The sequence below is a fragment of the Oceanobacillus sp. M65 genome (assembly GCF_052246275.1).
In the GTDB taxonomy this organism is placed as follows: domain Bacteria; phylum Bacillota; class Bacilli; order Bacillales; family Amphibacillaceae; genus Oceanobacillus_B; species Oceanobacillus_B jordanicus.
Map to the genome: position 1 here is coordinate 155172 of NZ_JBQQCJ010000005.1, position 20270 is coordinate 175441.

The 20270-nt window shown below is 40.5% G+C and carries 16 protein-coding genes, 1 tRNA gene and 1 riboswitch; of the genes, 7 read left to right on the plus strand and 10 right to left on the minus strand.

Annotated features, from left to right (window positions below; translation table 11 throughout):
- Nucleotides 1-23: 23 nt before the first annotated feature.
- Nucleotides 24-96, minus strand: a tRNA-Ala gene (locus ACTWPF_RS17610).
- 233 nt (nucleotides 97-329) lie between these two features.
- Here ACTWPF_RS17610 and ACTWPF_RS17615 point away from each other — a divergent pair.
- From ACTWPF_RS17615 to ACTWPF_RS17635, 5 genes are all read left to right on the plus strand, one after another.
- The gene (locus ACTWPF_RS17615; protein ID WP_443149974.1) at nucleotides 330-4028 is read left to right on the plus strand and encodes a 5'-nucleotidase C-terminal domain-containing protein; all 3699 of its coding nucleotides are present in this window, start codon (nucleotides 330-332) and stop codon (nucleotides 4026-4028) included.
- 156 nt (nucleotides 4029-4184) lie between these two features.
- Nucleotides 4185-5678: a peptide MFS transporter gene (locus tag ACTWPF_RS17620; protein WP_379554883.1), complete on the plus strand. Its 1494-nt coding sequence runs from the start codon at nucleotides 4185-4187 to the stop codon at nucleotides 5676-5678.
- Nucleotides 5679-5835: 157 nt separating this feature from the next.
- A complete protein-coding gene (locus tag ACTWPF_RS17625; RefSeq protein ID WP_058949267.1) occupies nucleotides 5836-6099 on the plus strand; it encodes a YhdT family protein in 264 nt (87 codons plus the stop codon).
- The gene (panF, locus tag ACTWPF_RS17630; RefSeq protein ID WP_058949268.1) at nucleotides 6096-7523 is read left to right on the plus strand and encodes a sodium/pantothenate symporter; all 1428 of its coding nucleotides are present in this window, start codon (nucleotides 6096-6098) and stop codon (nucleotides 7521-7523) included. Before ACTWPF_RS17625 ends, panF begins: the two co-directional genes overlap by 4 nt.
- Nucleotides 7524-7875: 352 nt before the next feature.
- On the plus strand, nucleotides 7876-8937 hold the full coding sequence (locus ACTWPF_RS17635) for a M42 family metallopeptidase (RefSeq protein ID WP_161464151.1): 1062 nt from the start codon (nucleotides 7876-7878) through the stop codon (nucleotides 8935-8937).
- A 320-nt stretch (nucleotides 8938-9257) separates the two neighbouring features.
- Here the strand turns inward: ACTWPF_RS17635 and ACTWPF_RS17640 are convergent, their stop codons facing one another.
- The gene (locus ACTWPF_RS17640; RefSeq protein WP_443149975.1) at nucleotides 9258-11255 is read right to left on the minus strand and encodes an acetoacetate--CoA ligase; all 1998 of its coding nucleotides are present in this window, start codon (nucleotides 11253-11255) and stop codon (nucleotides 9258-9260) included.
- Between the two features lie 122 nt (nucleotides 11256-11377).
- The gene (locus ACTWPF_RS17645; protein ID WP_161464152.1) at nucleotides 11378-11899 is read right to left on the minus strand and encodes a type 1 glutamine amidotransferase domain-containing protein; all 522 of its coding nucleotides are present in this window, start codon (nucleotides 11897-11899) and stop codon (nucleotides 11378-11380) included.
- 206 nt (nucleotides 11900-12105) lie between these two features.
- Here ACTWPF_RS17645 and tnpB point away from each other — a divergent pair, with 206 nt between their 5' ends.
- Complete coding sequence (gene tnpB / locus ACTWPF_RS17650) at nucleotides 12106-13257, plus strand: IS200/IS605 family element RNA-guided endonuclease TnpB (RefSeq protein WP_443149976.1); 1152 nt, start codon at nucleotides 12106-12108, stop codon at nucleotides 13255-13257.
- 76 nt (nucleotides 13258-13333) lie between these two features.
- Here the strand turns inward: tnpB and ACTWPF_RS17655 are convergent, their stop codons facing one another.
- The 5 genes from ACTWPF_RS17655 to ACTWPF_RS17675 form a co-directional block, all read right to left on the minus strand.
- Nucleotides 13334-13744 carry a DUF3021 domain-containing protein gene (locus tag ACTWPF_RS17655; protein ID WP_443149977.1) on the minus strand — a complete coding sequence of 137 codons (411 nt, stop codon included), beginning with the start codon at nucleotides 13742-13744 and terminating at the stop codon, nucleotides 13334-13336.
- Nucleotides 13745-13746: 2 nt separating this feature from the next.
- Complete coding sequence (locus ACTWPF_RS17660; protein WP_443149978.1) at nucleotides 13747-14196, minus strand: LytTR family DNA-binding domain-containing protein; 450 nt, start codon at nucleotides 14194-14196, stop codon at nucleotides 13747-13749.
- A gap of 24 nt (nucleotides 14197-14220) precedes the next feature.
- On the minus strand, nucleotides 14221-14967 hold the full coding sequence (locus ACTWPF_RS17665) for an ABC transporter permease (protein ID WP_443149979.1): 747 nt from the start codon (nucleotides 14965-14967) through the stop codon (nucleotides 14221-14223).
- A gap of 27 nt (nucleotides 14968-14994) precedes the next feature.
- On the minus strand, nucleotides 14995-15888 hold the full coding sequence (locus ACTWPF_RS17670) for an ABC transporter ATP-binding protein (protein WP_443149980.1): 894 nt from the start codon (nucleotides 15886-15888) through the stop codon (nucleotides 14995-14997).
- A gap of 282 nt (nucleotides 15889-16170) precedes the next feature.
- Nucleotides 16171-16419, minus strand: coding sequence for a DNA alkylation repair protein (locus ACTWPF_RS17675; RefSeq protein ID WP_443149981.1), 249 nt, complete (start codon nucleotides 16417-16419; stop codon nucleotides 16171-16173).
- A 257-nt stretch (nucleotides 16420-16676) separates the two neighbouring features.
- Between ACTWPF_RS17675 and ACTWPF_RS17680 the strand changes: the two genes are divergently transcribed.
- Nucleotides 16677-18164, plus strand: coding sequence for a BCCT family transporter (locus tag ACTWPF_RS17680; protein ID WP_106895597.1), 1488 nt, complete (start codon nucleotides 16677-16679; stop codon nucleotides 18162-18164).
- A gap of 113 nt (nucleotides 18165-18277) precedes the next feature.
- Here the strand turns inward: ACTWPF_RS17680 and ACTWPF_RS17685 are convergent, their stop codons facing one another.
- Both ACTWPF_RS17685 and ACTWPF_RS17690 read right to left on the minus strand, forming a co-directional pair.
- Nucleotides 18278-18817: a phosphoribosyltransferase family protein gene (locus tag ACTWPF_RS17685; RefSeq protein WP_106895598.1), complete on the minus strand. Its 540-nt coding sequence runs from the start codon at nucleotides 18815-18817 to the stop codon at nucleotides 18278-18280.
- An 86-nt stretch (nucleotides 18818-18903) separates the two neighbouring features.
- The gene (locus ACTWPF_RS17690) at nucleotides 18904-19968 is read right to left on the minus strand and encodes a guanine permease (protein WP_106895599.1); all 1065 of its coding nucleotides are present in this window, start codon (nucleotides 19966-19968) and stop codon (nucleotides 18904-18906) included.
- 83 nt (nucleotides 19969-20051) lie between these two features.
- Nucleotides 20052-20153, minus strand: a riboswitch (purine riboswitch).
- Nucleotides 20154-20270 lie beyond the last annotated feature (117 nt).

The window sequence follows — 20270 nt, forward strand, 5'->3', positions numbered from 1 at the left end:
CTGACCTTTTACCTTTTCTATTATGGAGCATAGCGGGCTCGAACCGCTGACCTCTTCGCTGCCAGCGAAGCGCTCTCCCAGCTGAGCTAATGCCCCGGACAAGTAAATATTATACTTTGTCCTAACTTATTTTTCAAGTATTAAAAATAAGTCATATCACAGGGGATATGTTTTGATTGGTTACATAGAACTGTTTTTTGTTATTTATAGTTCGATAGTTCTGAATTTACATAAACTTAACTAAAATGCGATAGATTATTACAAAGTGTTATGCCATATTAGAAATGTGTCAACTTATGGCATAATACTATATTTACTGGAGGGTCCTCATGCAAAATCTGTTTAGGAAAAAGTCTTTCTCTGTTTTTCTCATTTTCACGTTAATTTTTACAAATTTTGTACCGGTTATTAACGTTGCGGCAGCAGAGACAATCACAGATGATTTACTTATTTCAGAGTACGTAGAAGGTAGTTCTAATAATAAAGCTATTGAACTCTATAACGGTACAGGCGATGATGTTAATCTAGCGAACTATCAGCTTGCATTGTATAGTAATGGCAACGAAGAGGCTAACAGTACATTAGATTTAGAAGGAACGTTAGCAAATGGCGACGTTTATGTGATAGCACATAATAGTGCTGTAGCTGAAATTAGAGAAGTAGCAGATATCACTTCCTCTGTAACAGGCTTCAACGGGAATGATGCCATAGTACTTTCAAAAAGTGAGGAACAGATTGATATAGTTGGTGAAATTGGCAACGATGAAGAGTTCGGTGCGGATATGACGCTAGTACGTAATCAATCTATTACATCACCATCTACTATATTTAATATGGAGGAATGGGAAAGATATGAACAAGACACTTTCTCTTCATTAGGAAGCCACATTGGAGGTGGAGAAAGTCCTGAAGAGCCACCAACAGATCCAGAAGACCCGCCAACAGACCCTGAAGTTCCACAAACAGTTTCCGTTGCAGATGCTAGAGGATTAAGTGATGGAACGCGGGTGGAAGTAGAAGGAGTTATTACAGTAAATTCTAATTCCGTTAGTAATGGCAACCAGTTTACTACATACATTCAAGATGAAACAGGCGGAATCAACATATTTAAATACGAACAAGGCGATTTAGAAGAATTAGAAAAAGGAACAAGAGTTAAAGTAATCGGGGAATTAGATACTTTTAACGGATTAAAGGAAGTAATACCAGATACAATTGATATCATTGCAGAAGGACAAGCAGTACCTAATGCACAGTCGCTTTCCATAAAAGAGCTTCAGGGTGATGCTGCAGAGGCTTTTGAAGGGGAACTTGTTGAAGTGAATGGTTATATCTCATCCATACCAGGTTCTCCAGCGGGTGGCGGGTACAATATTTCGTTTATAGACAAGGATTTGAATTCAACTACATTGCGCGTAATGGAGAATGCGTTAGATGTTTCGCAGATAGAAGAAGGCAAATGGTATGACGTTACTGCGATTGTGAGTCAATACAATAGCTACCAGCTTATCCCAACAGAACAAGATGATTTCGTATTAGCGGAGAACCAGCCTGAGCCTCCTTCTGCAGCTGGAGAGTATGAGGCAACAGTAGATTATGTTACGGATGGAGATACAATTCGTATTAATGAGACGGTTCTTGGTGGGGACAGAGTGCGATTTTTAAACATGGATACACCAGAAACATATGCTGCTCATAATGATGATCCAGATCGTAATGAAATTAATGAGAACCAAAAGAAACATGGGGATGCTGCAACAGCATACATGAAGACATTAATTAAGCCTGGCGATACGGTTACAATTAAAGTTGGTGAAGAAGCAACAGATGATTACGGACGTTTGCTTGCAGAGGTTATCACAGAAGATGGTACGAATGTTAATCTTAAAATGGTGGAAGAAGGTTACGCTTCTACTTACTTTATTCCACCATTTAGTGAAGAAGCATACCCAATATACCAGAATGCGGTAAAAGAAGCGAAGGATGCAGGATTAGGTATTTGGAATCCAGAGGATCCATTACTTGAGCTTCCGTTTGCCTTCCGTGCTAATGATGACGAAAAGGGTTTTCTAAGATATGTAGGGAACTCAAATACAGATAAGTACGTCGTGCCAGAAAAGTGGGCTGATGTCCCTGTTGAATACCGTGTATTCTTCTCAAGTGAAGCAGAAGCGGAGTCCTATGGCTATACGCCTGCTGGAGAAGAAGAACCGAATGAAGATAATCTACACGTGCAATTGTTAAGCATGAATGACCTTCACGGAAAAATAGACCAGCAGTACGAGCTAGACCCAGATGGGGATGGCATATTTAATATGTATGGAAGAATGGATTACACTGCAGCAGCTATGAAAGAACGTGCGCAAGAAAATCCAAATACACTGTTAGTACATGCAGGAGATATGATTGGTGGAAGCTCACCTGTTTCTGGTTTGCTACAGGATGAACCGACCGTGGAAATTATGGAAGAAATGGGATTTGATGTAGGGACGGTTGGGAACCACGAATTTGACGAAGGTACAGACGAGCTACTTCGAATGGTAAATGGTGGAGAACATCCGGAAGGGCTCGGTACTGAAGGGTATGATGGGATGAATTTCCCAAACCTTTGTGCAAACTGTGTCTATAAGGACGGTGGAGAGACAGTACTGGACCCTTACTATATTGAAGAAGTAGATGGTGAGCAAATTGGTTTCATCGGTGTAAATACACAAGCATCGGCAGATATGGTAATGCCGGCTGGAATTCAGGATATTGAATTTACGGATGAAGCAACTGCAGTAGATAACGCGGTAGCAGATCTCCAGGCAGAAGGGGTAGAAGCAATTGTCGTATTAGCACATATTCCTGCAGATCAGGATGGTGATGGTGCCTCAGGTGAAGCAGCAGATCTGGCAAGAGAAGTAGATGATGCAGTTGATGTTATCTTCGCTGCGCATAACCATCAAGTAGTAGATGGTGTTGTGGATGATAAACTAATTGTTCAAGCTTTCGAGTATGGGAAGGCATTTGCAGATGTTGAGTTGGAGATTGATCGCGACACAGGTGATATAGTCGAGAAAGAAGCAGAAGTTGTCTTTGTAAACCAGGATGACTATACTCCAGACCCAGCTGTAACGGCTATTCTAGACAAATATAGTGAGCAAATTGCACCGATCATGGGAGAAGTGATTGGCTATAATGCAACCGACCTTACAGGTGATTACACAAATGATGGAGACCATGGTTTAGGTAATTTAATCGCGGATGGGATGAATGCTGCAATGGAGAGTGACTTTGCCATGATGAATGGTGGAGGAATTCGTGATGATTTACTAGCAGGTGAAGTGACTTGGGGAGACTTATACAACATTCAGCCTTTTGGTAACACACTTATGACGTTGGAAATAAAGGGCGCTGATTTGGCTCCAATCATTCAAGCACAACTTTCGCCAGAATACGGTCCAGATTATAGCATTAGCGGTTTCCATTACACGTGGGATCAAGAAACAAATACAGTGGTTGATGTAACATACCCGGACGGTTCAGAAATTGACCCGGAGGAAACATTTACGCTTACAGTAAATAATTATATGGGTACATCATTGAGTGATAAGCACCGTCCGATTAGTGAGCTAGGAAAAAACCCGGTTATGGGGCCAACAGACCTAGATGCAACGGTTGATTTTGTTCGTAGTTTAGATAGCACGACAGAAAATCCATTTGAATATAAGGCAGAGGGCAGAATTTCTCTAGCCACAGATAATCCAGGTGAAGAAGATCCAAATGAGGATCCTCAAACACCAGGTGATGATGCGAATGATGACTCGAATGACAATCAAGAAAACGGTGATGGTACAAATACCCCAGGAAATGATTCAGGCAAGACGCCTCCTGGAAACGATAGTAGCAAGGGTGGAAGTCTTCTTCCTCAAACAGCAACAGATATTTACAACCTACTGATTGTCGGACTAGTTCTGCTAGTAATGGGTGCGGGTGCTGGTTTATTCGTTTATATTAGAAAAAGAAATGTGCTGAAAGAAAGCTAAAGATTACGATGATGACAACCAATAGAGGCTCTTGATTTTAAGAGTCTCTGTTTTTGGTATTTTTTGACGTTTGACGTATGACCACTTGAGGAGTAAGATAGTTTTTGTCTTAAACATTAATTATCAGTTTATTCTAAAATAGAGGAGAATTTCATCATGAAAAAACTTAGTAAGGAACAAATCGTCCAAAGTGTTCCTCAACGGGGATTTTTTGGACAACCTAAAGGGCTATTCACCCTTTTCTTCACTGAATTTTGGGAACGTTTCTCTTATTATGGGATGCGGGCACTGCTATTATTTTATATGTATACCGAAATTGCTGATGGAGGGCTGGGCATAGATGATGGCACAGCAAAATCTATTATGGCCATCTACGGTTCTCTCGTATACATGTCAGGGATTATTGGTGGGTGGATTGCGGATAGGTTGCTTGGTACGCAACGTACTGTGTTTTATGGTGGTGTACTTATTATGGCAGGGCATATTGTACTTGCGCTTCCAGCTGGTACGACAGCCTTATTCATCTCTATGTTCCTTATCGTTATTGGTACAGGTTTACTAAAACCAAATGTTTCGAATATTGTGGGAGATATGTACAGCCCGCAAGATGTACGCCGTGATTCTGGATTTAGTATCTTCTACATGGGTATTAACATGGGTGGACTGCTTGCACCGCTTATTGTCGGAACAATCGGTCAAGAATACAACTATCATCTAGGGTTCGGTTTAGCGGCAGTCGGAATGCTAGTAGGTTTGATTGTTTACATGGCTACCCGTAAGAAATATCTTGGACTTGCAGGGACCTATGTACCAAATCCATTAGAAGCCAATGAAAAGAAAAAGGTATTTACTCGAATTGGTATAAGTGTCGTGATTATTGCGATTTTGGCGGCCATTACTATTCCAGCAGGTATCTTAACAATAAACCGTTTCACTTATCTTGTTAGTATTTTTGGTATCCTTATACCAACAGCCTACTTTATTGTGATGTACCGTAGTCCAAAAACAAATGCGGATGAAAAATCAAGAATCCTTGCCTACATCCCATTGTTTATTGCAGCGATCATGTTTTGGGCTATTCAAGAACAAGGTTCCATTATCCTTGCAGAGTATGCAGATAAACGTACAGAACTAAGTTTATTTGGGCTTGAGTTGCATTCATCATGGTTCCAGTCATTGAATCCGCTATTCATCGTTATGCTTGCTCCGATTTTTGCAAATATATGGGTTAAAATGGGTGAGCGGCAGCCAACAACTACCAAGAAATTTTCTTATGGTTTAGTGTTTGCAGGTCTTTCCTTTCTTGTGATGATTGTCCCTGCAGCTATGAACGGAACAGAAACATTAGTAAATCCTATTTGGTTAGTACTCAGCTTCTTACTCGTTGTAATAGGGGAGCTATGTCTTTCACCTGTTGGCCTGTCAGCTACAACGAAGCTAGCGCCTGAAGCATTCTCAGCACAAACAATGAGCCTTTGGTTCCTTTCCAACGCCTCTGCGCAAGCTATTAATGCACAGATTGTGAAATTGTATAAACCAGAAACAGAAATAGTCTATTTTGGCGTCATCGGTGGTGTAGCTATTCTTCTAGGACTGCTACTATTTATGGCATCTCCAACAATTCAGCGCTATATGAAAGGTGTTCGTTAAAAAAATAGAAAACCATGATCCAGCAGGTATTCACCTGCTGGATTTTTTCCTGTTTACAACGGGGAGGGGAAACGATATAGTTTTGTTAGACTATAGAAATAAATAAAGGGAGGTCGTCTCATTATCCTTTCAATAACAAAAAGGAGTGAGTCTTACAATGAAAAAAGAACATGTTAAGATCGCGAACCGCGAAGCATGGATTGGGGTAGGATTAGTAATATTTAATTTCGTCTGGTGGTTTGCTTTTGCTTATGGATTTGGAAGTAAGGACCCACAAGATTATACATACGTGTTAGGTTTGCCGGCATGGTTTTTTTATAGCTGTGTTTTAGGATTTATCGTCATGGCAATATTGGTGACGATTGTTGTGAAAAAGTTTTTTGTTGCGATTCCATTTGATGAGGAGATGGAAGAAAAATGAATTGGGAATCTCTAATACCTTTAATCCTCTTTTTGGTAATCATTTTTTGTGTAGGAATATGGTCTGGCGGATACTTGAAAAAATCTACTAGTTTTGCACAGGATTATTTTCTCGGAGGCAGGAGTCTCGGTGGATTTGTACTCGCTATGACAATGACAGCTACTTACGGAAGTGCAAGTAGTTTCATTGGAGGGCCCGGGACTGCATACAACCAAGGTCTGGGGTGGGTTTTGTTAGCCATGTCGCAAGTGGCAACAGGTTATTTTGTACTAATGGTGCTCGGGAAGAAGTTTGCTATTGTTACACGTCGCTACAATGCTTTAACAATGGTAGATTTCCTAAAGGAGAGATACCGGTCAAAATGGGTTGTCATCCTATCTGCAGTCAGTATTATCGTTTTTCTATTCTCGGCAATGGCAGCACAGTGGATCGGTGGCGCTAGATTAATAGAATCACTTATTGGAATTGAATATACCACCGCATTGTTCATATTTGCTGTTTCTGTACTAATTTACGTTACAGTAGGGGGCTTTCGAGCTGTCGCCCTAACCGACGCAATTCAAGGTAGTGTCATGTTTGTCGGTACGTTAATATTGCTTGTAGCCGTAATAATTGCTGGGGGAGGTATTCCAGCAATTATTGCAGATTTAACAGCAGAGAACCCTAATCTGATCACTCCATTTGGGGCGGAAGGCACGCTTACACCGACTTATGTATCGTCCTTTTGGATACTAGTTGGGGTTGGAGTGGTTGCCTTGCCGCAAATTGCAATTAGAGCAATGTCCTATAAAAGCTCTCAATCTATGCACAGAGCTATCATTATAGGGACTATTGTGGTAGGTGTGATCATGTTGAACATGCATTTAATTGGTGTGTTCGCCCGACCTATTTTACCGGGGATTGAAGTGGGTGACCGTGTGATGCCTCTAATTGCGCTTGAAGTGATGCCAAATTGGCTAGCGGGGATCGTATTGGCTGCACCAATGGCAGCTATTATGTCGACAGTAGATTCCTTGCTATTGCTTGTTAGTTCAACAATAGTTAAGGATGTATATTTAAACTATGTGGAACCAAAAGCCTCCGATACGCGCGTTAAACGCCTAAGTATAGCAGTTACGGCGCTTCTTGGTGCCGTCGTATTCATCATGGCACTCAACCCACCTGATTTAATTATCTGGTTAAATTTATTTGCCTTTGGTGGATTAGAAGCAGCCTTTATATGGCCAATTGTTCTAGGGTTATACTGGGAGAAGGGGAATAAGTATGGTGCATTGAGTTCAATGATAGCCGGTGTAGGATTATATATTTTATCCGATTCCTTCTTTCCACAGCCTTTTGGGTTACATTCAGTGGTAATGCCAATTGTTGTATCCTTCTTTGTCTATATTGCTACAAGCCTTGCAACACAAAAGAAAGTCGTTTGATAAGAGGTCCTGTCATACCAAGTGGCAGGGCTTTTTTATTTTTTCTAGCTTCAGCTCCCAGAGACTAGCGGGACTTCCTTCACCTCCGTACAATAAGTCAACATCTGTTCTAAAGGGAAGGAGGGTCGACTAAAACCGGCCTTGTCGGCCAACGTCGACATACCCCTGTTGCAGGGGCATGTTTCCTTTATCTCCTACGGATCTGTCCAAAAGGTCTTCGGTGGGACGAGTAATCGCAGTCCCAGTTCGTACGTCTCTAAACGGACGCTTTCGCTTTTATTCTTTCTAAACACGAAGTAAATCGTTATAATGTAAATAATTCGATTGTTTGGAAAATAAGGAGTGTGCAAAGTTGGAAAAATTGTTAAGAAGGTTAACAGAATTAAGTGGACCATGTGGTCACGAACAAAATGTAGCATATTATATAAAAGATTATGTAAAAGGAAAAGCTGATCACGTCGAAATAGACGGGTTAGGAAATGTTATCGTTCGAAAAAATGGAACAAAGCTTGGACCTAAGGTGCTACTTACTGCACATATGGATGAGGTAGGATTTATTGTTAAGAAAATTGAAGAGAATGGATTTCTGCGCTTCGAAAAACTGGGTGGTCATGATGATCGTATTCTACTTGCGCAAGAAGTAAAAGTGTTAGGAAGAGATAATGAAATTGATGGGGTTATTGGAACTTTATCTGCTCACTTTGTGAAGTTTGAAGACCCGACAAAAGTAAGACGTCATGCGCAATTATACATAGACATTGGAGCACGTTCCAAGCAAGAAGCTATTGATATGGGCGTTGAGGTAGGTACACCTGTTACATATGCTCCTAACCTGAAAATGGTGGGACCAGAATCTCATAAACTGGTTCGTGGTAAATCATTGGATGATAGATCAGGCTGTGCAGTGCTGTTATCTATACTTAATGATCTACAGGACGAAGAATTTACTGGGGAAGTGACATTTCTTTTTACAGTTCAAGAAGAGGTAGGATTGCGTGGAGCCCAGGCGGCAATCAATAAGCTGGAGGTGGATGCTGCCATTGCGATTGATACCACTGCTGTCAGTGATACACCTGAAGATATAATGGATCAAAGCTTAAAGTTAGGAGCAGGCACTGGGATCAAGGTAATGGATTTTAGTCTAATTGTGCAGCGTATTATGAAGGAAAAATTGCTTGAACTTGCAAAGAAACATGCTATCGCTTATCAATTAGAGGTTTTTCCTGGTATCGGAACAGATGGGGGCGCCATTGCGTTGGCGGATAAAGGAATTCCAACAGGGGTGCTTTCCATTCCGTCTAGATATACACACTCGCCAGTGGAAGTTGTTAGCATGCAAGATCTTGAAGCTACAAAGGATCTAGCTAAAGCATTTCTTATGCAACTTGATGAAAACACAACCTTTGAATTCTAGATTGCTACCTTTTTTACTAGTAAAGAAAGTATAAAATTTTGTCTTCATAATGTTCGATGGCAGAAATGGCCAAGTCCAGCTCCAGCGCCCAGAAACTAGGCGACTTCACGAAATCGCCCTACGATAAGTCATCATCGGTTCGTATCCTCACCGTGATTCCTTTATCTCAGTTGATTCGTTCCACTCGCTACGTTTCTAAACGGGCGTTTGCGCTTTTGTTCAAAAAATAGCCGTTTGATCATGCGAATTTATATAAGCAAATTCGAGATCAGCCGGCTATTTTGCTTTCCATGGAAATTAATAGTGCAATTTATATTCTCTTATCTCTGTATATCTTCCATTTTACCTTGATCGGCAAATTCAATAAAGAAGTCCAATGCGGCTTGATTGCTTAAGGAACCTTTGTTTACTACTTGGTCCACAGGCTTGCCCATTAGGATCTTCTTAACCGGGATTTCTAGCTTTTTACCATTTAATGTTTTAGGTAAGTCTGGGACTTGATGGATGGCTGTAGGCGTATGTCTTGGTGAGCAATGTTTACGAATTTGCTTCTTAATCTTCTGCTGAATTGCTTCAGTCAACTCGACCCCATCCCTCATTACTACAAATAGTGGAGTGGATGAATCTCCGTTAGTTAATGGAATATCCACGATTAAGCTATCAGTAACCTCCTCAATTTGATCGACTGCACGGTATATTTCACTTGTCCCGATTCGAATGCCGCCACGGTTAATGGTAGCATCAGATCTCCCGTAAATAACACAGGTATGTCGATCTGTAATCTTCAAATAGTCTCCGTGGCACCAAATGCCTGGAAATACGTCAAAATAACTGTCTTTTAGACGGCTGTCTTTTTCATCATTCCAGAAGAAAACAGGCATTGATGGAAATGGGGCAGTTAAAACCAATTCTCCTACCTCATCAATGAGGGCTTCTCCCTGTTCATCAAAACTCTCTATTCGAGCACCAAGACCCCGGCACTGCAACTCTCCTGCATAAACAGGAAGGATAGGCACGCCTAATATAAAAGCAGTACATACATCGGTTCCACCACTTACGGAGGAAATCCAAAGGTCTTTTTTCACATTTTCATAGCACCATTGAAAACCTTCAGGAGGTAAAGGGGACCCTGTTGAGCTAATATTTTTTAAATGCCTAAGGTCGTAATCCTTACCAGGCTGCATGTCTTCTTTCATACAGGCGGTAATAAAGCTTGCGCTCGTTCCGAACACCGTGGTCTTTGTATCCTCAGCAAATTTCCATAAACTCTTTTTATCCGGGAATGTTGGACTTCCGTCATAAAGCACGATGGTAGAGCCGACAAGTAATCCGCCAATGAGAAAATTCCACATCATCCAGCCTGTGGTGGTATACCAAAAGAATCGATCATCTTCTGATAAATCCATATGAAAGGTCATAGCTTTCAAGTGCTCTAGCAAAATGCCTCCCTGGCTTTGTACAATCGGCTTTGGTTTTCCTGTTGTGCCAGAGGAAAACAAGATCCATAATGGATCATTAAACTCTACTTGTTCAAAGGTAAAAGGAAGGGATTCATCCAGAGTAATGGCTTTTTTCCACGGTATGCTGTTTTTTAGCTTGGACATGTCAGCTGTCTTGTTAAGATAGGGAATCGTTATAGTTGTTTCAAGGGTTGGCAGTGCTCGCTGTAAATTCTCCACCACTTCTAAACGATTGAATTCTTTTCCGTTATACCTATAGCCATCTACGGTAATCATAACCTTAGGTTCAATCTGCTGAAATCGGTCCATTACACTTTCTGTCCCAAAGTCGGGGGAAGCACTTGACCAAATAGCACCAAGGCTTGAGGTGGCCAAAAATGCTACAACAGATTCATAGATATTGGGTACATAGGCGACGACGCGGTCTCCTTTTTTAATTCCAGAGCTTCTCAATGTTTGCTGAAATGCTCTTGTATCACGTTCAAGCTCTCCCCAAGTGATTGACGCGGTGGGGCGGTTTTCTGAGGAGTGCAGAATGGCAGCTGCATTATTCTTTCGCTCGTTAAAAATATGTTGCGCATAATTAATAGATGATCCTGTAAACCATTTAGCCCCTGGCATGGCATGTGAACTTAATACAGATTGATATGGTGTGGAGGATTTTATCTGGAAATATGTCCAAAGACTCTCCCAGAAATCTTCTGTTTCGTCTACCGACCATTTCCAAAGAGCATGGTAGTCATGAAAATCCAATTCTTTATGTTTGCGAAGCCAGTTCATATAAGTCGTGACGGCTGCCATTTCTTTCTGATTATCCTGTGGCTCCCATAATAGGGTTCCTTCCTCAATTGCGCTCATTGTACCCCTCCCAATGTGTCTCTATTGACTTCATTATATGAAAACGTTTTCTAAGTGTAAAGAAACAAAAGCTCACTAAGAACTCGTGAGCTTCATGTTTAAGACCGTAAATGATCCTCTTCTTATTCTGCTAATTTATCAGCGAAAGCTTTTACATATGGAGGTAAGTCAGGCGGTCGGCGGCTAGAAATGATGTGTCCATCAGTGACTACTGCTTCGTCACTCCATGTTGCTCCAGCGTTCGTCATATCATCTTTAATCCCAGGTGTACTGGTCACGTTCTTTCCTGAAAGGATATTGGCGGAAATAAGGACCCAGCCAGCATGACAAATTTGTCCAATTGGCTTTTTCGCTTTATCCATTGCAGTTACCATTTCTAGTACCTCAGGATAGCGGCGTAATTTATCCGGTGCCCATCCTCCAGGAACAAGAATAGCGTCGTAATCATCTGCATTTATATCCTCAAAAGAATAGGCAGACTCAGCAGGCACACCATATTTCCCGATATAGGTTTTGCCAGATTCCTTGCCTACTAAATCAACTTGGGCGCCTTCTTCCTGTAGACGCAGAATGGGATACCAAAGCTCCAAGTCTTCAAAATCTTGTTCAACGAGTGCAATAACTTTTTTGTTTTGTAGTCTCATTTGTTTCCCTCCATTCTATTTAAGTGTAACAAAGATCAGTCTGCTTATCGATTTATCGGTTTTAGACAAGAAGACTCCATCCTCAAGCCTAGCTAGGGTGGAGATGAATTGTCTGGTTTTCCTGTATTAAATACAAATAACGAACATTCGTACGTGTTTTTCTGATATAATAGATGTAATATTTATGTTAGAAAGTTGTGAACAATATGTCTATTTATAAAGCCTATAAGTTCCGTATCTATCCAAATGCATCACAAGAAGTCTTCATTGCGAAGACGATTGGTTGCTCCCGTTTTGTGTTCAATCATTTCCTGAACCAATGGAATGAAGCTTACACGAAGACGGGAAAAGGTTTGACATACAAGGCTTGTTCCGCCAAGCTGACACAACTCAAAAAGCAATTGGTATGGCTTCAAGAAGTGGATAGCATAGCCGTGCAGTCAGCGCTTAAACACTTGGCTGATTCATATAACCGCTTTTTCCAAAAACAGAATAAAGCGCCACGGTTTAAGTCAAAGAAAAACCCGGTTCAGTCTTATACGACAAAGTGCACCAATCATAATATTGCGGTTGTGGGGACCAAACTCAAATTACCAAAATTAGGTCTTGTCAGGTTTGCCAATAGCCGTGAAGTGGAGGGACGGATCCTGAGCGCTACTATAAGACGCAATCCAAGCGGCAAATATTTTGTTTCGGTTTTAGCTGAAACAGAAGTAAAACCGTTATCCAAAACTGGTTCTGCTGTTGGAATTGACGTCGGACTCAAAGATTTTGCCGTGCTTTCGGATGGAACAGTATATAAGAATCCGAAACATTTTCGGACACTAGCGTCCCGCTTGGCAAAAGAACAGCGTATTCTGTCCCGGCGTAAAGATCTGGCGCTAAAGCAAAAACGAGCCTTACAGGACTCTAGAAACTATCAAAAGCAAAAGCGTAAAGTAGCACGCCTCCATGAGCGTATCAGCAATGCACGGCAGGATTACCTGCATAAAATTTCTACTGCTATTGTCAAAAACCACGACATTATCGGGATCGAAGACTTGCAGGTGTCCAACATGCTAAAAAACCACAAATTAGCAAAAGCTATCAGCGAAGCGAGCTGGTCCCAATTTCGACAGATGCTGGAATACAAAGCGACCTGGTATGGGAAGCACGTGATAACCGTTGCCAGGAATTTTCCGTCCAGTCAGCTTTGCTCCACACCAGATTGTGGCTATCAAAATAAAGCCGTTAAAAATCTCGGGTTGCGCCAATGGGTTTGTCCCCATTGCGGCGCACATCATGACCGGGATAAGAACGCAAGCTTGAATCTTAGAAACGAAGCGTTACGACTTCTAACTGCGGGAGCGCAGGGGTAGCCTAATAACATAACTTTCGGTTACGAAGGTGTTCTTAGGAATCCCCCACTTCAAACGTCTGTTAAGTGGGGGTCATTCAATCCTTTTTATTTAGATGCTCATTCATGGAGCTTTCTACTTTTTTATAATGCGAATAATAACTAAACCAAAAAATGGAGTATATGATGGCGAACACGATAAAGCTAAATAATGCTGCCAGCCAATTTAATGGCACCCACCCTACAGTAAAAGCAATGATAAAGTAAACAGTTAGAGACAAGCAAAAATGAAAGATGGTTTTCTTTAAATAACTTCCTTCTCCATCACCATAAATATACGAGGACAAACCATAATATATTCCGAGTAACATACTAGCCCCCATGTGCATCCAAATCTCGGATACAGTAGACTCCACGTTGTTCAATTTCATGATCGTCAAGGCAATAAAGGTAAAGATTCCACCGAATGCAATGCCAATCATTGAACGCTTTGTGATTTCAAGAATCATCCCTATTGCCCTCCTTTCATTAACTGGTCCTTTATTGGTTTCACATATTTTCTCGTAATATATTCTTTATTGCCTGTTTGAAAGTAGACACATAGATTTCCATTAAAAGATAATTCAAACCTTTCAATCCTACCAAGATTGCCTATAACGGATTTAGAAAAGCGCATAAACTGATAAGGAATTAGTATTTCTTCGATTTCGTATAATTTCATACGAATCTCTAATTCTCGATCTTTGATTACAGCAAAAACCTTTCTTTTCTGTGCATAGATATAGTCAATATCAGGTGGGTTTAGAAGAACGGTTTGCTCCTCGTCCATACCAAATAACCGGCGCTGCTTCCGTTTTTTAATAACGGCAGCTATTTCCTCAAGCTCCTCAGACCATTCCTTTGCTTGAATGGTGACAGAAGTTTCTTCATGATTTTCATCTATATCTATATTCAATCTCATAGTTATCCCCCGATTTCGATTTCTTTACCCCCTTGCCATCTTTAAAAAAGCAGGGTAGCGTAAAATGGCGATCGTAAAGGCGATGAATCCGTAAATGAATAAAATAGAAGCAGGTAACAATATGTCGCTGATTTGCATGGAGCCCTCCATCCCTTGCTGTAATGCTTGGTGGGCCCAATACTGTGGCAAGAATTTACTGAGGGTCTGTATGAAAGATGGCATCATGTCGATTGGCATCCATAGGCCGCTGAGTACGGCACCTCCGAGAGCTATAACTTGGGTCATGGCGATCCCCATATTGTTTGTTTTCACTAGTAGCGAAAGCGCTAATCCAATTCCCGTAACAGTAAAGGTGAGGAGAAGAGAAACAAGTAGCAGGAAGAGCGGTTGCTCCAGTGGAATATCATAGACAAGCTTGCCGAACAATAGCAAGACAATAATCTGGACAAACACGATATACATGTAGGGTATCCATTTTCCAAGTAAATATTTATAGGCGGGAAGGGGGGTGCTTGCAATACGTGCTGTCATTCCAAGCTCTCGGTCCTTAATAAAGTTAGCTATCATCGTAATAATAATAAAAAAGACAAACATCACCGTATAACCAGGAACGATCGATAAGATAACTTGTTCTCTCGCAACGCCTTCTGTTCCGGAAGTGAAAACGGAAATAAATAACACCGTAAACAAAATGGGTAACAGAAGCATCCAAAATAGCAGACCTCTGTCCTGTAGGTTCTTTATCAATTCAAACGATATAATCGAACGCATATAATTCCTCCTATCATTTTAGCATATTTAATCACGCAGCTGGCTTCCTGTTAGGGAAAAGAATACATCCTCAAGTCTTGCTTGGCTTAGTTCTAGCTGTTCTGGTTGCACAGCATGTGTTTTACAGTGGTTAATAACGTGCTCCATTGCCAGTAAGGGACTGTCTGTTAGTAAGAGATGCCCTTCTTTTTTAGGATAAATAGTGAAATCTCCGTTTTCTTTAGGAAGACAATTTTCCCCTTTTAGATAGATAGAAGGGATGGCGTATCTCTGTAGCAGTTCATCCACACGGCCATTCTCCGCTATATTCCCTTTATCAATAAAGATTGCTTCATCGCAAATTTGCTCTATTTCCTCCATGTAATGGCTAGCATAAATAATTGTACAACCATGCTCCTTCAATTTTTCAATCATATTAAAAATATAACGTCTTGATTGAGGGTCAATCCCTACTGTCGGCTCATCCATAATAATAAGGTCTGGAGTATGCAGCAATGCACAGCCAATGTTCAAACGGCGTTTCATTCCACCTGAATAGGTGCTTACTTTGTGTTTTGCTTTATCAGTTAGACCAATATCCTTTAAAACCTCCTTAATTCGCAACTTAAGGGTTTGCCCTTTTATTCCATAGATTTTTCCGAAAAAAGATAAATTGTCCCAGGCTGTAACGGTTTCTTCCAAGCAAATTTCCTGTGGTATATAACCGATTATTTCTTTGGTGTTAGCTCTAGAAGCTTCCGTGAATGTTAGGCTTCCATCGAAGTCCTGAATAATAGAGGAAATGATCTTTAATAATGTGGTTTTTCCGGCACCATTTGGACCGACCAAACCATAGCATTTTCCTCTAGAAAAGTTTAAAGAGATATCATTTAAAGCCACATTTTTACCATAATGCTTTTTTACATGATTTAGACTTAACACTATTCTCACCTTCCTTTGTAAACAGTATGACAAAAAGCAACCATAGTTGGATGCTTATTTGCGTAACGTGACGTTAATAGTGCATAAGTTGAATAAATGGTTGAACAGCATGTTAGAAAACTGCATTTGATCATCTTTTAGAGAATATTTATGTTTTTATACTTATGTACTTCAGAATTTTAGCTTTGTCGTTATGGTTACTTTGGTTAAAATTTTATGTGTTCTTAAGGAGTAAAATAAAAAGGCCACACCCGATCGTTGCCAGGTGTGGCGATTAAAAGCTCACTTTTTATTGTATTCTGCGTACTTAACGTAATTCTGTTCATCCTCAATCAGCCCACATGCCCCGCATTGAATCTTATAATGCGGTCCTTTGTAGTCGATATGGAAGATGTCCGTCTGATCAGCTGCATACTCCTGCATTACGTCACCAGTAGTGGGATCAAGCTTTACTGGCTTCGCATGCTGTTCAATAATATTAAACCTTGTTCGATTGGTTTTACAGTTTGGACATTGATATGGTTGACTCACTAATCCCACCTCCGTTTCTCTTTTATCATTTAATTATTCGGGATAAAATATTCCAAATGTAATAGGGAATACTACAAAAAAGTGCAAAAATGCTGTGTTTTAAATAATTGAAATAAGGGTATAAAGTTTGCTAGTGTAATATACGAGAAAAGGTCAGCGTTGGAAAGGTATAAAATTTTAGCTAGGAAGAGAAGGCGACGTAGCTGAAATTTGGAAGTACCAAGTATAAAAAATATATACATATAAGAGGTGAAGGGATGAAGAGTGTTTCAAATGTATTCTGGTATGCACTAGCTATTTGTATCGCGGTAGTAATTTGGGGATCTGTTTCCCCAGGAAAATTAGAGTCACTTACTAGTTCAGTGACGACGTTCATATCTGTGAATTTTGGGTGGTATTATTTATTAATTGTTATGCTCATGCTGATATTCTGTGTTTATCTTATATTTTCGAAATACGGTAAGGTGAAACTAGGGAAGGAAAAAGATAAGCCAGAATTCAGTTTGCCATCTTGGTTTGCAATGTTATTTAGTGCTGGTATGGGTATGGGTCTTGTATTCTGGACAACTGCAGAACCAATTTCTCATGCGTTTCTTACCACACCCGGCGCAGAACCTGGTACCGAGCAGGCAATTAAGGATGGCTTAAAATACTCCTTCTTCCACTGGGGTGTTCATGCCTGGGCGGTATATGGAATCGTGGCTCTTGTACTAGCCTACTTTAAATTCCATCGGGATTCTCCAGGGCTTATCAGTGCTACGCTTGTTCCGCTTTTTGGAGAAAAGGCAATGGAAGGAATAGCTGGAAAGCTTATTGATACACTTGCTGTAGTGGCAACAGTAATTGGGGTAGCAGCTACACTTGGTTTTGGATCAGGCCAAATTACTGGAGGACTATCTTTCCTATTTGGAACACCGAATACATTTAGTGTGCAGATTATTGTATTAATCGTTGCTACCATCCTCTTTATTGTGTCTGCTTGGTCGGGGATTGGTAGAGGAATAAAATATTTAAGTAATATTAACATGGGACTTGCTTTTGTTCTATTACTTATCTTATTTATTGTTGGACCAACACTTTACATACTAAATATGTTTACTAACACATTAGGTAATTATATTTCTGATTTTTTCGATATGAGTTTACGACTTGCTCCATTAGATAATGACAATAGAGGCTGGATTAATGCCTGGACCATTTTCTATTGGGCATGGTGGGTGTCATGGGCACCATTCGTAGGTATTTTTATAGCGAGAATATCAAAAGGTAGAACCGTAAAAGAATTTATGCTTGGCGTTTTACTAGTTCCAGCACTTGTTTGTTTTATTTTCTTTGCAGTGTTTGGAGTTTCGGCATTAAATCTCGAACAAAATGGAATCGCAGAAATTTCTGCGTTGTCCCTTGAAACCTCAACATTTGGGGTATTGGCGGAGTATCCACTTGGTACATTAATGTCAATTATAACGCTTTTTGTTGTCGCGATATTCTTTATCACCTCTGCTGATTCTGCAACATTTGTTTTAGGGATGTTAAGCACAAATGGACTGTTAAACCCTGCTAATTCGGTTAAAATAATGTGGGGACTGATGCAATCAGCTGTTGCCGGGATTATTGTATACTTCGGTGGTACACAAGGATTGCAAAATATGCTTATCATTGCAGCACTCCCATTTTCCATTGTTATACTACTTATGGGTGCATCCTTTTTCAAAGCAGCGCATTCAGAATTTAAGCCGAGGAAATAAAGTAACGTGTTTAAAAACCCTCTTATGGAAAATGGATAACCATCCGTTTTAGGCATAAGAGGGTTTTTGAATTAAATTGAGTTGTCTTCTTTCTTATCTTTAAAAGTTAAGATTTACTTTACAAACAATGGTAACTTTTCTAGGAAGATAATATCATCTCGATCTGCAGCGTCTCCTTCTGCCAAAATGGCAGCTCGTGCTTTCACTTCGGCACCTGCTTTACGCACAAGCTCTTCTAAAGCTTTCATCGATTCACCTGTACTAATAACATCATCAATCAGGGCAACGCGTTTTCCATCAAGCTTCTCTGCATCCTTCCGATCTAAACAGAGAGTTTGTTCTTTCTGTGTCGTAATGGAAACCACTTTATGTACAAAAGGGTCTTGCATATAAGGCTTCGTGCTTTTTCTTGCAACAACATAGCTGTCCATGCCCAGATTCTTAGACAACTCATGTACAAAAGGGATTCCCTTCGCTTCTGCAGTGACCAGGACATCTACCTCAGGTAGCCTTTTAGCTAATAGGGGGGAAGCAGCAGATGTTAATGTTGTATCACCAAGGATAACAAAGCTGGCAATACTGAGATTGTCAGTAATCTTAATTATCGGAAGAGTCCTTGTTAAACCAGCTACATTCAGGTTATATGTTTTCATAATGTACCACCTTTTCTATTGGTAAGAAATATAAAGCAATGGGTGCAATAGATAGTATTTATAGGTAATAAGTTTAAACAGCGCCCTTAAAAAATCCCCAATAATAATTGCATGAGGACACCAGCAAGCATGCCTAGGAATGGGTCAGAAATTGCGGTAACAACCATTGTGACACCGGCAATCCATGTAGCTCCTCCGCTTTCGGCAGTTAGAGCGGCAGCGGCGTTATCTGGCAGTGTAACAATTGCACCTAGCACAAATAGAAATCCAACAATAGATGCACTTGGTACATACTTTCCTATTTTCGGGAGTAGTTTCACAAATAGAATTATCGCCATAAGGAACATCATAATTACACCAGCCCATACCGCGTGAGGTGCGCTAGCTGTTGCAGAAATGACAACTTCCACGGGGCCACCACCAAATAGGGCTGAACCCATGTCTGCCAGACTGCTAATAATTGTAATGGTATCCACATTAACCTCCGTGGATGCAATGTCCCCGTTTATTTTCCCGAATGCTATATTAGCTCCAATATTAAGACAAACCATTGCCAATGCTCCGCGAATAACCATAGGATTGAGAATGAGTTTCTGGAGGACAAGCTTTTCTTTTGGCGCATTATCTTTTATCACGTGTTCTCCCTTTTTCGCAAAATAATAGATAATACTGGAAAGAATAACTGAGATTGTAATGGTATAGACTAAGTCATTGGTAGCTACATAAACAATTAGTGCACTGGCAAAAGAAGAGATGCCGACAAGACGGTCGTTTCTTGCCATATCCCAAGCTACCTTTGCAAGCATGATTCCAACACCAGCCATCATCCCGTTTGTAATAACAGGGCCAATCCAATCGATAATTCTTTCTAGCAGGCCAAATAAACCGATAATCAGCATAATCAGTGCCCCGAAGAATATCATAGAGATGCGTTCTCTTAGATTTTTTCCCAAAGTACCGGCGAGGGTGATCGTTTCTGCCTGATACGAGATAACTGCAACATTACTTGTCACAGCATTTCCAAATGCACCAATGACAAATGCAATAGCCGTTGGTACAGAGGCGAAGCCAAACGTGAGAGCTAGCAATCCTTGTGGCAGGGCATTTAATACCCCACTAATTGCTGCTAAAAGATCCTTCAGTATTTCCATGTTGATTTCTCCTTTTCCCCCCAGAAAATGGAATGGTGAACAAAAAAAGAAAAAACCGGTCACGAATGAACGGTTTTTTCCCACATGAAAGCTACACCGTCCATAGAGAAGTGGTTTACGGTCACTTCGTAGAGACTCCCGAACCATATTATCGGGAATATATGGGGTTTGTTTTTATTTTGTATTTACGAACGTTAAAATGATTATAGTACAAAAGATTCAGTTTTGAAACACATTTCGACAAAACAATGCAAATTTATTCGCAGGTTATAACAGAAAACCAATATTAAAAGGCTTCCAGT

Excerpts from the sequence above, each read along its gene's own strand:
- ACTWPF_RS17615 (WP_443149974.1), top strand. The coding sequence starts at position 330 with ATGCAAAATCTGTTTAGGAAAAAGTCTTTCTCTGTTTTTCTCATTTTC.
- ACTWPF_RS17620 (WP_379554883.1), top strand. The coding sequence starts at position 4,185 with ATGAAAAAACTTAGTAAGGAACAAATCGTCCAAAGTGTTCCTCAACGG.
- ACTWPF_RS17625 (WP_058949267.1), top strand. The coding sequence starts at position 5,836 with ATGAAAAAAGAACATGTTAAGATCGCGAACCGCGAAGCATGGATTGGG.
- panF (WP_058949268.1), top strand. The coding sequence starts at position 6,096 with ATGAATTGGGAATCTCTAATACCTTTAATCCTCTTTTTGGTAATCATT.
- ACTWPF_RS17640 (WP_443149975.1), bottom strand. The coding sequence starts at position 11,255 with ATGAGCGCAATTGAGGAAGGAACCCTATTATGGGAGCCACAGGATAAT.
- ACTWPF_RS17645 (WP_161464152.1), bottom strand. The coding sequence starts at position 11,899 with ATGAGACTACAAAACAAAAAAGTTATTGCACTCGTTGAACAAGATTTT.
- tnpB (WP_443149976.1), top strand. The coding sequence starts at position 12,106 with ATGTCTATTTATAAAGCCTATAAGTTCCGTATCTATCCAAATGCATCA.
- ACTWPF_RS17655 (WP_443149977.1), bottom strand. The coding sequence starts at position 13,744 with ATGATTCTTGAAATCACAAAGCGTTCAATGATTGGCATTGCATTCGGT.
- ACTWPF_RS17660 (WP_443149978.1), bottom strand. The coding sequence starts at position 14,196 with ATGAGATTGAATATAGATATAGATGAAAATCATGAAGAAACTTCTGTC.
- ACTWPF_RS17665 (WP_443149979.1), bottom strand. The coding sequence starts at position 14,967 with ATGCGTTCGATTATATCGTTTGAATTGATAAAGAACCTACAGGACAGA.
- ACTWPF_RS17680 (WP_106895597.1), top strand. The coding sequence starts at position 16,677 with ATGAAGAGTGTTTCAAATGTATTCTGGTATGCACTAGCTATTTGTATC.
- ACTWPF_RS17685 (WP_106895598.1), bottom strand. The coding sequence starts at position 18,817 with ATGAAAACATATAACCTGAATGTAGCTGGTTTAACAAGGACTCTTCCG.
- ACTWPF_RS17690 (WP_106895599.1), bottom strand. The coding sequence starts at position 19,968 with ATGGAAATACTGAAGGATCTTTTAGCAGCAATTAGTGGGGTATTAAAT.